Source organism: Citrobacter sp. C5_2 (assembly GCF_014596845.2).
Lineage (GTDB): Bacteria > Pseudomonadota > Gammaproteobacteria > Enterobacterales > Enterobacteriaceae > Citrobacter > Citrobacter werkmanii.
The window spans coordinates 2024754-2038045 of record NZ_CP115032.1 but is presented as its reverse complement, the minus strand read 5'-3'; the positions used below and the strand labels follow the sequence as shown (position 1 = coordinate 2038045).

The following is a 13292-nucleotide window of genomic DNA, read 5'->3' as shown; positions in this document are numbered from 1 at the left end:
GGCGCGAAATGACACCTGAATCGGTCATGATGATGGGGACAGAAGCGATGAAAGTCGCTCTGGCCCTTGCCGCGCCTTTGCTGTTGGTGGCCCTCGTCACAGGTCTTATCATCAGCATTTTGCAGGCGGCGACCCAGATTAACGAAATGACGCTGTCCTTCATTCCCAAAATTGTTGCGGTTTTTATTGCCATCATTGTTGCCGGCCCGTGGATGCTTAACCTGCTGCTCGACTACGTGCGTACGCTGTTCAGCAATTTACCGTATATCATCGGGTAGACAACGTTATGTTGCAGGTGAGCAGCGTTGAGTGGATGCAGTGGCTGAATCTTTACTTCTGGCCGTTGCTGCGCATTCTGGCGCTCATCTCCACAGCGCCCATTCTCAGCGAACGCGCTATCCCCAAACGGGTAAAGCTGGGGCTGGGATTGATGATAACCATTGTTATCGCCCCATCTATTCCCCCAGCAGACGTCCCCATCTTTTCCATCGGCGCGTTGTGGCAGGCCATGCAACAAATTCTGATCGGTATCGCCTTAGGCTTCACCATGCAGTTTGCGTTTGCCGCCGTTCGTACCGCCGGGGAACTGATTGGCCTGCAAATGGGGCTTTCCTTTGCGACATTCTTTGACCCCGGTAGCCGCCTGAATATGCCAGTCCTGGCACGACTGATCGACATGCTCGCCATGCTGTTATTCCTCACCTTTAATGGCCATCTGTGGCTGATTTCGCTGTTGGTGGATACGTTTCATACCTTGCCCATTGGCGGCAATCCGGTTAACAGCAATGCATTTCTCGCGCTGGCGCGGGCGGGAAGCCTGATTTTCCTCAACGGGCTGATGCTGGCCCTACCGGTTATGACGCTGCTGCTGACGCTGAACCTTGCGCTTGGCTTGTTAAATCGCATGGCGCCACAGCTGTCGATTTTTGTCATTGGTTTTCCTCTCACCCTGACCGTGGGTATTTCATTAATGGCGGCGCTGATGCCATTAATTGCGCCATTCTGCGAGCGCTTGTTCAGCGAAATTTTTAATTTGTTGGCCGATATCGTCAGCGAAATGCCCGGAAAATAATAATCCTTAATTTTTATCCTGTTTTACTAAGGATTGTCCTAAATTTAAAAACCGACAACATCCACCAGGATATCGCTGTCGCGGTTTATTTGTTTTTGCCTCACTCACATAACGCAACATTTACTTTACTTTAAGATGTTTCCTGGCAAATTATACGCAACTTTACGGGATAGTAAATTCGCCTGAAAACAGCGAAAGCGTCATCTTGGGTCGTTATTATTCCGTTTAGTTGTGATGCAATAATCAGGTAAGGGGAATTATCGTTACGCATTGAGTGAGGGTATGCCATGTCAACGATTATTATGGATTTATGCAGTTACACCCGGCTAGGGTTGACCGGATATCTGGTCAGTCGGGGGGTGAAAAAAAGGGAAATCAACAATATTTCCAGCGTTGGTGAACTCAGTCTCGCCTGTGTTTCTCTGCAACCCGCTGTGGTGTTTATTAATGAGGACTGTTTTATCCACGATCCTGCTGACAGTCAGCAAATCAAGCAAATCATTAATCAGCATCCCAGTACATTATTTATTGTATTTATGGCAATTGCCAATGTGCATTTTGATGAGTATCTTTTAGTCAGAAAAAATTTATTGATCAGTTCTAAATCAATTAAGCCTGATTCACTGGATGAACTTCTTGGCGATATTCTGAAAAAGGAAGTCAATATTGCTATCGATGTTAATCTGCCTACATTGTCATTAAGCCGTACCGAATCCAGCATGCTACGCATGTGGATGGAGGGACAGGGAACAATACAGATATCAGATCAAATGAATATCAAGGCCAAGACCGTCTCATCTCATAAGGGAAATATAAAACGAAAGATTAAGACGCATAATAAGCAAGTTATCTATCACGTGGTTCGACTCACGGATAACGTCACCAATGGTATCTTTGTGAATATGCGCTAAGACGTTCTGACTGGTGGCGGAACCACCAGTCAGAATCATGCAGAAGAGCTCACCTCACTCTATTTTTTCCACAAAGATACCGTCCTGATGACCTGATTCATTAAAGAACCAGATACCGAGCGGGTAGTCTTCCAGCGAAACCAGGTACATGGTGCCTTCACTAAACTCTTCGATTGCCAGTACCACGCCCGGCCGACGTGGACCGCCGTCCGTTTTGACTGTGACCCGATCATTCACCTTCATCATTTTCCTCCTGTGGCTTTGTGCCAGTGTAGAACAAATTCCTTTTTGTGGCAGCGTCCGGCGCATGCGATTGCGGGTTTTCTCGACGGTCTATACTTAAGTGGTGCGCATCTGAGGTTTTGATGCGCTCCCCCGGTATCCTTAACGGTTGAGAGGTATGAGGATGAAAACCGCGAAAGAGTACAGCGATACGGCCAAACGCGAAGTCAGCGTCGATGTAGACGCGCTGCTGAAGGCAATCAACGAAATCTGCGAGAGTGAAATTCATCGCAGTCAGGACGATCCTGAACGCGTCAGCATCGACGGGCGTGATTACCATACATGGCATGAACTGGCCGATGCGTTCGAGCTTGATATCCATGATTTTAGCGTGTCGGAAATCAATCGCTGACTGAGGGTGAAAAAAATCCCGGCCCTCATCGGGCCGGGATCAAGCTTGCTTATGCAAGAAGCACTTGAAAATTCGTTACACCAGGAAATCTGATGTAAAACAAACCTTATCTGCAATTTTTTTGCCTGACAAGAAAATAATTCTCACCAAAATGATAAATATAACTAATGGTTGAGAGTTCGCCGGGTTACGGCCTGGCCCAATGTCAGGTGTCCTGGCAGAGCGATCTTTGCTCGCCGGGCACCAGTTCATCTTCACGGAATGCTTCCCGTTTAACGCCAAAGCCGTCGTACCAGCGACACTCCACCATTCCGCTGGCATACCCGGTAACGATCATGCGTGGGCCACCCTCTTTCGAAGTGACTTCCTCACTGACAGAAAAGACCATACCTGCCTCCTGTATCAAGAGAAACCTTTACACCTTAGACGACAAAAAGGCTTTTTGCGTAATTAATCCGGCGACAATTAGTGCGAAACTCCGCGCAGTCTGGCAACGGTTTTCACCAACAGAACGACTATTCCACCAATGATAAAGCCGAGCACCAGATTAAGCAGGGTCGGAAGCATAAGCGCCATCAATGCGCTTTGCTGCTGGACAAAATGTTCTATCGCATGATGCAGCGGTGATATGCCATGTACAACAATCCCGCCCCCTACTAAAAACATCGCCAGCGTGCCCACCACTGAAAGTGTTTTCATCAGCCAGGGAGCAACAACCAGTAGTCCTTTCCCCAGCGATTGCGCAAGCAGGCTGCGCTTTTCTGCCAGCCAGTAGCCGATATCATCCAGCTTAACGATAACCCCTACCAGGCCATACACGCCCACGGTCACCACTAAGGCGATACCTGATAACACCAGCACCTGATTCAACAACGGCGCATCCGCCACAATACCGAGGGTGATGGCGACAATCTCAGCGGATAAAATGAAATCGGTACGTATCGCACCTTTGATTTTATCTTTCTCGAAGGTCAGTGGGTCCTGCGCCGCCAGAGATGCCAGACGCTGCTGGCGCTCTTCCGGGGTCTCTTTGTGTTTACGAGCTTCCAGGGTGTGAAGCACTTTTTCCACCCCTTCAAAACAGAGAAACGCCCCGCCTACCATTAATAAGGGGGTGATCGCCCAGGGTATAAAGGCGCTAATCAATAGCGCCAGCGGTACAAGAATAACTTTGTTAACAAACGACCCTTGAGCCACGCTCCAGACCACCGGGAGTTCGCGGTTCGCCCGCACGCCCGACACCTGTTGCGCATTGAGCGATAAGTCATCTCCCAAGACACCCGCGGTTTTTTTCGCGGCCAGTTTTCCCATGACCGAGATATCGTCGAGTAAGGTAGCGATATCATCGAGTAAGGTCAGTAAGCTACTTCCTGCCAAAATGTTAACCCTCAATATTATTTTTTTGCCGTAGTAAGTATGAAGTAAAACACGCCATGCGGAAACTGGCCTTTCTGGTCAACAAATATTTAACAATGGCATGCAATTATAAATCTCGCCAGCACGATAGTTTTGACGTTTACTATGTTGCACCTTTTTATTTCCACCGTGAGGGATTATGCGTTTCAGGCAATTGTTACCACTTTTCAGTGCGCTCTTCGCGCTGTATATCATTTGGGGTTCCACCTATTTCGTTATTCGCATTGGCGTGGAAAGCTGGCCGCCGTTGATGATGGCTGGCGTGCGTTTTCTCTCAGCGGGCATTTTGTTAACCGCATTCTTACTGATTCGCGGGCATAAGCTGCCGCCTCTGCGCCAGCTCCTGAACGCCGCGTTAATTGGCGTCCTGCTGCTGGCTGTGGGTAATGGGCTGGTCACCGTCGCAGAACATCAAAATGTGCCTTCCGGTATCGCCGCGGTGGTGGTTGCTACCGTTCCGCTGTTTACGCTGTGCTTTAGCCACTTTTTTGGTATCAAAACGCGCAAACTGGAATGGGTGGGAATCGCCATTGGGTTGGCAGGAATCATCATGCTGAACAGCGGCGGTAATTTAAGTGGTAATCCTTGGGGCGCTGTATTAATCCTGATCGGTTCGATAAGTTGGGCGTTTGGCTCGGTGTACGGCTCACGCATAACGTTACCCGTTGGCATGATGGCTGGGGCCATTGAAATGTTAGCCGCCGGGGTTGTGCTGATGTGCGCCTCGTTGCTCTCCGGGGAAAAACTGACCACTATGCCGACATTTTCAGGCTTTCTGGCGGTGGCGTACCTGGCCCTGTTTGGCTCTATTATTGCCATTAACGCGTATATGTATCTGATTCGCAACGTCAGTCCGGCGTTAGCCACCAGCTATGCCTACGTTAATCCGGTTGTCGCCGTACTGCTAGGTACCGGTCTGGGAGGAGAAAGTCTGGCGCTCATCGAATGGCTGGCGCTCGGCGTGATCGTATTTGCGGTGGTATTGGTTACCCTCGGTAAATACTTATTCCCTATGAAAGCGAATGCCGTTGCTACCCCGTCGGAAAAGACACTACAGTAAGTGAATACCCTGAGTGTCGATCTGCGCGGTGGCACCGCCGCCGCAGATCCACTCGATGACACGTTCAGATAACGCCTCATCGCCGAGTTTTTCGCGCCCGCGCAGGGCGCACTCCCAGACAATCAGTACACGCCAGCCCAGAGTCTGCAATTTTTCACAATCCCGCGCGTCACGCTGGACATTTTTACCTATTTTTTCCAGCCAGAATTCCGTTCGCGTGGCAGGGACTTTAAACAAGTAGCAGTTGTGATGATGCCAGAAACAGCCATGGGTAAAGATCACACAACGGTAATCATCCACTACAAAATCGGGGCGACCAGGTAACGTCGCATCCTGCACGCGAAACGTTACGCCCTGCTCTGTCAGTACGCTGGCAAGGCGTTTTTCAATGGCGGTATCACGGGTGGCGATCGCCCGCATATTTTTACTGCGCGTTGCTTTATCGTGAACGTCTGCCATGCAGGTTCTCTTTTTCGCGAATAGCAACCGCCTGTTTGATTTTCGGCTCCAGCAGTCTGGCAACCGCCGCGAATGCCGGAACGACCACCGAATTACCAAACTGGCGATAAGCCTGAGTATCCGACACCGGGATCCTGAACTGATAGCCCTGCGGTGATTCAAACCCCATCAGGCGCGCGCACTCCCGTGGTGTAAGCCGGCGCGGACGGTGCTGCTGGTTCAATGGATCGTCAAAATCCTTTTCCCCCAGCGCCATATCCCAGCCGCGATCGACAAGGATCTCGGCGCCGTCTTTATAATAGCGTGCGGATAATGTGCGCGTTACGCTATCGGGATTACCAGGATACACCATGCCATAACCAAACCCATTCCCCCGCGCCTGGTGCTTTTTCGCATACCGGTATAAATATTTCCACAACACCGGCGTCAGCACATATTTCGCATCGACGGTCGGCTCAAGCAGCTCCGCCAGCGTAGTACGTCGCGGCGGATAGCGAGTGACTATATTGCGCAGCGTGAAGTCTGATTTCAGATTCAGATCGCGTCGAAATCCGACGAGCACAATACGTTCGCGATGCTGAGGTAAAAAATGTTGTCCATCGATTATTTTCGGATCGTCGGGCCCATTATCCGCCGCATCCGCGACGTCATAACCCAGCTCATCCAGCGTCTGCATAATGATGCGAAACGTTTTACCCTGGTCGTGACTTTTCAGGTTTTTAACGTTTTCGAGCACAAATATTGCTGGTCGACGCGCATCGATAATGCGCACCACATCAAAAAAGAGTGTGCCTTGTGTATCACAGGCAAAGCCGTGGGCCCGCCCTAACGCATTTTTCTTTGATACCCCAGCCAGGGAGAAAGGCTGACAAGGAAATCCTGCCAGCAGTACGTCATGTTCAGGAATATGTTGGCGAATATGTTCCGCCGCCTGCTGGTCGCTTACTCCATCATGATGACTCAGCGTGACATCGCGAATATCTTCATTAAAGTGATGCTGGAGCGGATCGCAATAATTATTCGCTTTGTAGGTGCGCACCGCATGCTTGTTCCATTCGCTGGTAAACACGCACTGCCCGCCAATCGCCTCAAAGCCGCGACGAATTCCGCCGATGCCGGCAAACAGATCGATAAATCGAAAGGCATAATGCGGATGATGCGCAGGTGGCGTCGGCAGCAAGGAATTCAGATGAGCAAGCTCATTGTCGCTGAGGCGATGCCATGTTTCGTTCGCCACTACTCGCTTAAAGATGGCCGGACTCCAGCGGTTCTCACCAACACCATTCAGATGAGCAACCAGGGTTTTCACGTCATAAATTTCAAGCAACTTAGCCAAAATTACCTGTGCGGCGGCCTTGTTATCATCTGTCATTGGGTTCATGGAGCCTGCTACTGAAAAATTATCCTGCATACATTTAACCGGCCGAAATGGATAACCGACAGATTAACATAAAATAGCGCGGTTGACGTTGCGGCTGTACTGGCGACTAACGTGCTTTAAAGGGTTGAATCGCGTCGAGATCCAGCATTGCATACTCTCCTTTTAACTCCGCACTCAGCTTCGCCATATACGTCAGTAAAAAGTCAGCATTATGCTGCGCTAAATGTCGGCCTTGTTCAGTTTGCATTGTCAGCGGCAGCGTCAATAATTTGGTCTGAAAGTGATCGAGCGCGTACTGTTTATCGTCAAGGCTACGCTTCCGCGCGAATGGATCTTCCGCGTCAAACAGCGCCACGCCTAACGCACCAGACACGGCAAATACGCGCGCTAAACCGATAGCCCCCAGCGCCTCAAGCCTGTCGGCATCCTGCACAATTTTAGCTTCAATAGTTTCCGGTGCGATCTTCGCGCTGAAACTGTGCGCCTCAATGGCATGACATACGGCAGGTATACAGTGTTGCGGAAAATCAGGGAAATCGCGCCTCAGAATGCGGCGTGTTTCCTGCGCCGCCAATACCGATGAGCGATGACGATCCGGATGATTCTTCGGCAAGCTGACAAGATCATGGAAGTAGCACGCTGTAAGAACCACCAGCCAATTTACGGTCGCATCCGTACTTAGCTTTTGCGAAGTCTTCCACACGCGACGAAAATGAGAGATATCATGGGCAGCATCCTGCCCGGAATGGTTATCCTGTAGCCAGGCTTCAAATTTTGACTGCCAATCTTGTCGTTCCATGTGGTCTCTCTTTGCAGAAAGAAAACCACCTTAACAACAATTTTCATTGCAGACCACTGCCAGCGCTTTAATTTATATAAATATATTATCATTCTCAACTTTATATAATCACAGAAATTTATTGTTTCTTGATCACCATAGCAATAGATAATCATATGTAATCAAACAACAAATAACCCCCAAAAATAAAATACACGAAAACAATGAACACAAGAAATACATAACCCACTGATAAAAATAAATTTACCATGTAAATAACATTATTAAACACATATACATTAATTTATAAAAAGACACTATAGAAACATTTTGAAATATCTTAAATACATTTGTTACATGTTATATTTTAAATTAAATGAACTTCATAGATAGTATCCAAATGTAGTCTTTCGGATAGTACTACATATTCATATTAATTATTATCATAAGGGAATACATAATGAAAAGAAAAGTACTGGCACTTCTCCTCCCTGCTTTATTAGCTGCAGGCGCAGCGAATGCCGCTGAAATTTATAATAAGAACGGCAATAAACTGGATCTGTACGGCAAAGTCGATGGTCTGCATTATTTCTCTGACGATGCGGGTAGCGACGGCGATCAGACCTATGTACGTGTGGGCTTTAAAGGCGAAACCCAGATCAACGACACGCTAACTGGTTATGGTCAGTGGGAATATAACGTCCAGGCCAACAGCACAGAAGGTGAAGGTGCAGATTCATGGACCCGCCTGGCTTTCGCTGGCTTAGGTTTTGGTCAGAACGGTACCTTTGACTACGGTCGTAACTATGGCGTTGTCTACGACGTAGAAGCCTGGACCGATATGCTGCCGGAATTCGGCGGCGATACCTACACCCAGACCGACGTGTATATGACCGGTCGTACCAACGGCGTTGCCACCTACCGTAATAAAGGTTTCTTCGGTGAGGTTGATGGTCTGAACTTCGCTCTGCAGTACCAGGGCAATAATGAAGATGGTGGTTCAGGCGAAGGTACTGGTAATGGTGATGGACGTAGCCTGTCTCGTGAAAATGGCGACGGTTTCGGTATGTCTACCTCCTATGACTTCGACTTCGGTTTAAGCCTCGGTGCGGCATACTCCAGCTCTGACCGTACTAATAATCAGGTTGCTGCTGGACGTGGCGACAGTAGCCATGCCAACCGCTATGCTGGTGGTGACACAGCTGATGCCTGGACCGTGGGTGCCAAATATGATGCGAATAACGTGTACCTGGCTGCTATGTATGCTGAAACACGCAATATGACTGCATATGGTAAAGGGGATGGAGTTGAAGGCGGTATTGCTAACAAAACGCAAAACTTCGAAGTTGTTGCACAATACCAGTTTGACTTTGGTTTGCGCCCGTCCGTTGCATTCCTGCAGTCTAAAGGCGTTGATTTAGGCGGCTGGGATCACCATAGCAATGGCACCCCACGCTACACCGACAAAGATCTGGTCAAATATGTTGATGTAGGTATGACTTACTACTTCAACAAAAACATGTCCACCTACGTTGATTACAAAATCAACCTGCTGGATGAAGACGATAGCTTCTATGAAAGCAATGGTATCGCGACTGACGACATCGTTGCCGTTGGTTTAGTCTACCAGTTCTGATTGAGATACAAACAGCAAGCCCGCTTCATATGAAGCGGGCTTTTTTCACCGCACGGGGATAAGCTCTGCTAAGAGCGCCAGATATGCGACACGCTTTCAATAGAATTAATGCGGGGAAGATTTAGAAAAAATATTAATAACCAGAACCCCTGCACAAATAAGGAACATGCCTGCGATCGCCGGAAAATCAAGCTTTTGCCCACTTACCAACCAGCCCAAAAGGCTGATTAATACGATTCCAGCACCTGACCAAATTGCGTACGCAATACCCGTTGGAATGGTCGACAGCGTCTGAGCGAGAAGATAAAAAGCAGTGCAGTAGCATACAATGGTTGCTACAGATGGCCATAGACGTGTAAATCCGTCAGAGAACTTCATCAGGGTTGTACCTATTACTTCAGCTACAATGGCCCCGGCAAGGAAAATGTATGAATTCAAAATCTGGCCCCATGTGACAATCTAAAACAATTATCGTATCACAAAGGGTCAGGTGAGTTTGAACACAGCCAAAACTCCTTCAACTTAGTACAAAAAGACCGTCTGAAGCGCCGCGAGGTCTGCTGTGCGCGGACGTTGGGGTTGATGTTAAAGTCACCACAGAGCTGATATCGGTCTGTGGACTGCCAGATTCGAATACCCAGTTTTCCATTTCCCGGGTAAGTTTTTGCTTAGTATCAGCATCAACGACGCCATCAGGAAATCTGATATTTATAACTTTTCCTTTATCATCAATATCATATACTACTTTGAATTTGTTATTTTCATCCACCAACGTCCTTACCCCAGTTTTGCTTATTGTTTCACTTGCATGAGAACTAAAAGCTAAACCTGCCGACAAAACAGCAATAATGGCCACACCCAACAGCTTGTTATTCATAGCGTTATCCACTCGCAAATAAATAATGTTAAATAGAAATAATTATCATTTCCACTGTTTGTTTTTACAGCTACGCAGGGTGTGGCAATATTGAGGGACCTGAACTGTCGCTCTCACGGCGCAGAACCAAACCTAATCTGACGGTCCACTCTGTGTTGGCAGCAGACCGTTAGCAAAGTGAAGCATGATATTTCGGAGGCTCTTATGGATAAATGAAAAGATAATCACATGTAAACTCAGCGCGATTTCAATGTTAAACGGTATTTCCCCTGGAGACCCCGGATGTTTACTCATATGCGTATTGCCAAACCCGTCAACAATCTCGAAAGCTCTTTTCTGATGTACAGCCAGGGATTGGGGCTACATAAAATTGCTGAATTCAACGATCATGAGGGGTTCAATGGAATAATGTTAGGGCGGGAAGACTTAGACTGGCACATAGAATTCACCTTTTGCCAAAACTATCCCGTTCAACCTTTGCACACTGAAGAAGATTTACTCGCTCTTTATTACCCTGATGAAAATGAAGGGTTGCATGCCTGCGAAAGAATGAACGATGCTGGTTTCAGAATGACAGCGTCATTCAATCCCTACTGGGATGTGAACGGAAGGACATTTGTTGACGTCGACGGATATAGGATGGTTATCCAAAACAAGTCGTGGGCATAACCTCAATAAATATTGCAATGTATCTTTCATGAAATCAAAGCCAAGGGGATATCAGATTACCATGACTCGAGAAAGGACAAACAACTATTCTCAGGTCACAAAACTGAAAGCCAAGTTTTGGTTTATGATAGAAAAATCAAAAGATCGCCGACATTAGATCGAACCCTAGTTGATAAAACTGCCCGCTAGAGCAGTTTTAAAACACAGTGAATACATCGCGTAAGTCAGTTAGTACCTCTCGGCAAATATGTCGATCGTCACTAATCACAGAGTTTATGTGTTGAAGTGTTATATACTCTTCATACCATTCTTGAGTTACAACATTTCTCAAATTATAAAACCTATGAAACGAATCTTTTGCATCCTGTGAATTGATGAATTGTTGATTATGGCCCATTAATCTCATTAAAAACCCTTCCAAGCATAATGGTGAGGATTGAATGATTTTTATGTCCCTATTCCTAGCCGCAGCTACTGCGTCAGCGGGTATTGCAAGATCTGAATCTATGAAGACAACCCTTTTATCAAAACCACCAGCATGATTTATAGCTGCCATTATCGCGGATTTCGGCCCCCCTCCACCAGCATCATCTAGTCTAACACTAAAACCTGCTGCCCTGGTTGTTAAAAGGCGCTTTAAACAATCAGCAAATCTTTTGTCAGTTATTCCTTCACACATCAACAGCTTAGTTCGTTCAACACCGCGTTTTGCACGTTTGGGCTTGGTCATAAATCTGGTACTCCACCAAATGCACCCGCCAAATATTTAGCTGCAATGTTATCATCTACCCGAGCTTCACTGGATGGAAAATCATCAAGCCTGTAGCACTCACTTTTGTTGTACTTTTTCTCAGTAATAAGCACCCGATATTTACCCAAGTAGTTTATTAGCTCTGGTTTATGACAAGTAAATATTAATTGTGCATGCATCGGGTTTGTTTCTTTGCTTATGAATAACTCTAAAATTGGCTTAACCATATGTGGATGCAAGTCATCACCAAGTTCATCAATGAAGCATGCGGTCCCTTTCTTTAAGCACTTCATAATATTATTCAATCTAACAAAGGCACTTTGAGTACCTGCGGATTCAAATGCAAATGGCAGTTCAAATTTTGTACCATCTTCCTTTGCATGAACACCTTTTAGAAGATAATAAGTTTCTTTTTCACCATTTACATCAATTTTCTCCTCTTTCTCAATAATAATATCATCCAATCCAAGATCCCATTTTCGTAAAATTCTTTTTACACTATTAAATGTAACAGTATCTTCATATAAATCTTCGGCAGTAGCTCCTAAATCCTCATAATCATAGCTATATCTACCCATAGCATTTACGTTTGTAGTATTGCTCATTTGCTCAGCAATATTCATAGCTAACGGAACACCCACACGCCTTGCAGCAGAAATGATACTGGTGTTAGATGGTGTTCTTTTACCTTCAAGCCCACCCAATGGGAACAACTCAGATTTTTCTACATAATCGTATTTTATTGTCTTTAAAAAATCCTCTATTTCTTTAGGGCTAAGCTCATCACCTTTCTTATTTAAATTATTTTTATAATTCTCTTTGTTTAAACCTCTTTTAAAAATATATATGTTTTTATTATTATCATTTTTTACATATAATTCTTCTTTAATAATAAAATGATCACATGCTATAACAACATAAGTATATACTTTCCCTTCTAACACAAAGCAAACTTTAATCATTCCCGGATTCACAAATGGCCGGTTTATGTTCAAATAAAGATATTCTGTAACTTTTGCAGGTATAGACCAGAAAAACCAGCTCAAAAAAGACATAGGTTTAATGAGAGTCGTTTTACCAGAGGCATTCGCTCCCATGATAGCAGTGATCAAATTGACCTTGTGGCCATCAACATCGACCCACAGTTCTTTCTTCTTATCCTTAGCTGTAGTAGTAAGGTCAACGAACCCTCCTTCATCTTCAAAGCTACCGATATTCTTAATCTCATACCAAAGTATCGCGTTAGCCATAACCCCTCTTTTCATACAAAAAAATGTTCAAAAGCACCACATACTGAGTTTATAGTAGGAGTTGTATATGGCAAGAAAAAAAAAGCTGACAGCATTTTATGACAAAATGCTAACTCTTGATTTGTAGTAATGGGGTAATGTATGTGAAGGAATAAACCTAGAAAGTATACCGACACTATACCAAGTGTGACATGAGTCGTTGAAAGGAATTGAGCTAAGTGTTTGAATAGTGGCGGAGAGAGGGGGATTTGAACCCCCGGTAGAGTTGCCCCTACTCCGGTTTTCGAGACCGGTCCATTCAGCCGCTCTGGCATCTCTCCGTTTTGGTGGTTGCCATGATGCCAGGTAATTTGGCATTTTAACAGACCCAGTTCCGTCAATTTCGTTCAAGTGACGAG

17 protein-coding genes, 1 tRNA gene and 1 pseudogene are annotated in these 13292 nt (G+C 46.1%); 8 read left to right on the top strand and 11 right to left on the bottom strand.

Features of this window, described 5'->3' with window-relative positions; all coding sequences use genetic code 11:
• The first annotated feature begins 8 nt into the window (after positions 1-8).
• The 3 genes from fliQ (at position 9) to rcsA (ending at position 1983) form a co-directional block, all read left to right on the top strand.
• Positions 9-278 (top strand): flagellar biosynthesis protein FliQ, encoded by a 270-nt coding sequence (fliQ, locus tag ICA20_RS09825; protein ID WP_032939600.1) that lies wholly within the window; start codon positions 9-11, stop codon positions 276-278.
• Positions 279-286: 8 nt separating this feature from the next.
• Positions 287-1072, top strand: a complete 786-nt coding sequence (gene fliR, locus ICA20_RS09820; protein ID WP_038641586.1) for a flagellar biosynthetic protein FliR — start codon at positions 287-289, stop codon at positions 1070-1072.
• 287 nt (positions 1073-1359) lie between these two features.
• The gene (rcsA, locus tag ICA20_RS09815; protein WP_038641587.1) at positions 1360-1983 is read left to right on the top strand and encodes a transcriptional regulator RcsA; all 624 of its coding nucleotides are present in this window, start codon (positions 1360-1362) and stop codon (positions 1981-1983) included.
• 54 nt (positions 1984-2037) lie between these two features.
• On the opposite strand, the gene dsrB is transcribed toward rcsA, so the two are convergent.
• On the bottom strand, positions 2038-2226 hold the full coding sequence (gene dsrB / locus ICA20_RS09810) for a protein DsrB (RefSeq protein WP_038641589.1): 189 nt from the start codon (positions 2224-2226) through the stop codon (positions 2038-2040).
• Between the two features lie 163 nt (positions 2227-2389).
• On the opposite strand from dsrB, the gene yodD reads away from it, so the two are divergent.
• A complete protein-coding gene (yodD, locus tag ICA20_RS09805; protein ID WP_032939599.1) occupies positions 2390-2617 on the top strand; it encodes a YodD family peroxide/acid resistance protein in 228 nt (75 codons plus the stop codon).
• Between the two features lie 205 nt (positions 2618-2822).
• Here the strand turns inward: yodD and ICA20_RS09800 are convergent, their stop codons facing one another.
• Positions 2823-3005: a DUF2158 domain-containing protein gene (locus ICA20_RS09800; RefSeq protein ID WP_038641592.1), complete on the bottom strand. Its 183-nt coding sequence runs from the start codon at positions 3003-3005 to the stop codon at positions 2823-2825.
• A 77-nt stretch (positions 3006-3082) separates the two neighbouring features.
• On the bottom strand, positions 3083-3994 hold the full coding sequence (locus ICA20_RS09795; protein WP_038641594.1) for a DUF808 domain-containing protein: 912 nt from the start codon (positions 3992-3994) through the stop codon (positions 3083-3085).
• 178 nt (positions 3995-4172) lie between these two features.
• Here ICA20_RS09795 and yedA point away from each other — a divergent pair, with 178 nt between their 5' ends.
• Complete coding sequence (gene yedA / locus ICA20_RS09790) at positions 4173-5093, top strand: drug/metabolite exporter YedA (protein ID WP_038641596.1); 921 nt, start codon at positions 4173-4175, stop codon at positions 5091-5093.
• Here the strand turns inward: yedA and ICA20_RS09785 are convergent.
• From ICA20_RS09785 to ICA20_RS09775, 3 genes are all read right to left on the bottom strand, one after another.
• Entirely contained in the window at positions 5085-5552 is a 468-nt protein-coding gene (locus ICA20_RS09785) for a very short patch repair endonuclease (RefSeq protein ID WP_038641598.1), read from the bottom strand. The genes yedA and ICA20_RS09785 overlap by 9 nt on opposite strands.
• Positions 5533-6963 (bottom strand): DNA cytosine methyltransferase, encoded by a 1431-nt coding sequence (locus ICA20_RS09780; RefSeq protein ID WP_038641600.1) that lies wholly within the window; start codon positions 6961-6963, stop codon positions 5533-5535. Before ICA20_RS09780 ends, ICA20_RS09785 begins: the two co-directional genes overlap by 20 nt.
• 76 nt (positions 6964-7039) lie before the next feature.
• Positions 7040-7732, bottom strand: coding sequence for a phosphohydrolase (locus ICA20_RS09775; protein ID WP_038641602.1), 693 nt, complete (start codon positions 7730-7732; stop codon positions 7040-7042).
• A 439-nt stretch (positions 7733-8171) separates the two neighbouring features.
• Between ICA20_RS09775 and ompC the strand changes: the two genes are divergently transcribed.
• The gene (gene ompC / locus ICA20_RS09770; RefSeq protein ID WP_038641605.1) at positions 8172-9347 is read left to right on the top strand and encodes a porin OmpC; all 1176 of its coding nucleotides are present in this window, start codon (positions 8172-8174) and stop codon (positions 9345-9347) included.
• A gap of 105 nt (positions 9348-9452) precedes the next feature.
• On the opposite strand, the gene ICA20_RS09765 is transcribed toward ompC, so the two are convergent.
• Together ICA20_RS09765 and ICA20_RS09760 are read right to left on the bottom strand one after the other, a co-directional pair.
• Positions 9453-9785, bottom strand: a complete 333-nt coding sequence (locus ICA20_RS09765; RefSeq protein ID WP_003839058.1) for an EmrE family multidrug efflux SMR transporter — start codon at positions 9783-9785, stop codon at positions 9453-9455.
• Positions 9786-9864: 79 nt separating this feature from the next.
• Positions 9865-10224 carry a hypothetical protein gene (locus ICA20_RS09760; RefSeq protein WP_038641608.1) on the bottom strand — a complete coding sequence of 120 codons (360 nt, stop codon included), beginning with the start codon at positions 10222-10224 and terminating at the stop codon, positions 9865-9867.
• A gap of 282 nt (positions 10225-10506) precedes the next feature.
• On the opposite strand from ICA20_RS09760, the gene ICA20_RS09755 reads away from it, so the two are divergent.
• Positions 10507-10893 carry a VOC family protein gene (locus ICA20_RS09755; protein ID WP_038641610.1) on the top strand — a complete coding sequence of 129 codons (387 nt, stop codon included), beginning with the start codon at positions 10507-10509 and terminating at the stop codon, positions 10891-10893.
• A gap of 18 nt (positions 10894-10911) precedes the next feature.
• A pseudogene (locus ICA20_RS09750) lies at positions 10912-11082 on the top strand (integrase); the annotation flags it as partial.
• A 7-nt stretch (positions 11083-11089) separates the two neighbouring features.
• Here the strand turns inward: ICA20_RS09750 and ICA20_RS09745 are convergent.
• The 3 genes from ICA20_RS09745 to ICA20_RS09735 all read right to left on the bottom strand — a co-directional run bounded on the left by ICA20_RS09745 (position 11090) and on the right by ICA20_RS09735 (position 13214).
• The gene (locus ICA20_RS09745) at positions 11090-11623 is read right to left on the bottom strand and encodes a hypothetical protein (protein ID WP_038641613.1); all 534 of its coding nucleotides are present in this window, start codon (positions 11621-11623) and stop codon (positions 11090-11092) included.
• Positions 11620-12894 carry an ATP-binding protein gene (locus tag ICA20_RS09740; RefSeq protein ID WP_038641615.1) on the bottom strand — a complete coding sequence of 425 codons (1275 nt, stop codon included), beginning with the start codon at positions 12892-12894 and terminating at the stop codon, positions 11620-11622. Before ICA20_RS09740 ends, ICA20_RS09745 begins: the two co-directional genes overlap by 4 nt.
• A 230-nt stretch (positions 12895-13124) precedes the next feature.
• Positions 13125-13214: transfer RNA gene (locus ICA20_RS09735), tRNA-Ser, on the bottom strand.
• Positions 13215-13292 lie beyond the last annotated feature (78 nt).

Bases quoted from the DNA above. Each gene is read 5' to 3' on its own strand.
- fliQ (WP_032939600.1), top strand. From the start codon at position 9: ATGACACCTGAATCGGTCATGATGATGGGGACAGAAGCGATGAAAGTC.
- fliR (WP_038641586.1), top strand. From the start codon at position 287: ATGTTGCAGGTGAGCAGCGTTGAGTGGATGCAGTGGCTGAATCTTTAC.
- rcsA (WP_038641587.1), top strand. From the start codon at position 1,360: ATGTCAACGATTATTATGGATTTATGCAGTTACACCCGGCTAGGGTTG.
- dsrB (WP_038641589.1), bottom strand. From the start codon at position 2,226: ATGAAGGTGAATGATCGGGTCACAGTCAAAACGGACGGCGGTCCACGT.
- yodD (WP_032939599.1), top strand. From the start codon at position 2,390: ATGAAAACCGCGAAAGAGTACAGCGATACGGCCAAACGCGAAGTCAGC.
- ICA20_RS09800 (WP_038641592.1), bottom strand. From the start codon at position 3,005: ATGGTCTTTTCTGTCAGTGAGGAAGTCACTTCGAAAGAGGGTGGCCCA.
- yedA (WP_038641596.1), top strand. From the start codon at position 4,173: ATGCGTTTCAGGCAATTGTTACCACTTTTCAGTGCGCTCTTCGCGCTG.
- ICA20_RS09785 (WP_038641598.1), bottom strand. From the start codon at position 5,552: ATGGCAGACGTTCACGATAAAGCAACGCGCAGTAAAAATATGCGGGCG.
- ICA20_RS09780 (WP_038641600.1), bottom strand. From the start codon at position 6,963: ATGCAGGATAATTTTTCAGTAGCAGGCTCCATGAACCCAATGACAGAT.
- ICA20_RS09775 (WP_038641602.1), bottom strand. From the start codon at position 7,732: ATGGAACGACAAGATTGGCAGTCAAAATTTGAAGCCTGGCTACAGGAT.
- ompC (WP_038641605.1), top strand. From the start codon at position 8,172: ATGAAAAGAAAAGTACTGGCACTTCTCCTCCCTGCTTTATTAGCTGCA.
- ICA20_RS09760 (WP_038641608.1), bottom strand. From the start codon at position 10,224: ATGAATAACAAGCTGTTGGGTGTGGCCATTATTGCTGTTTTGTCGGCA.
- ICA20_RS09755 (WP_038641610.1), top strand. From the start codon at position 10,507: ATGTTTACTCATATGCGTATTGCCAAACCCGTCAACAATCTCGAAAGC.
- ICA20_RS09745 (WP_038641613.1), bottom strand. From the start codon at position 11,623: ATGACCAAGCCCAAACGTGCAAAACGCGGTGTTGAACGAACTAAGCTG.
- ICA20_RS09740 (WP_038641615.1), bottom strand. From the start codon at position 12,894: ATGGCTAACGCGATACTTTGGTATGAGATTAAGAATATCGGTAGCTTT.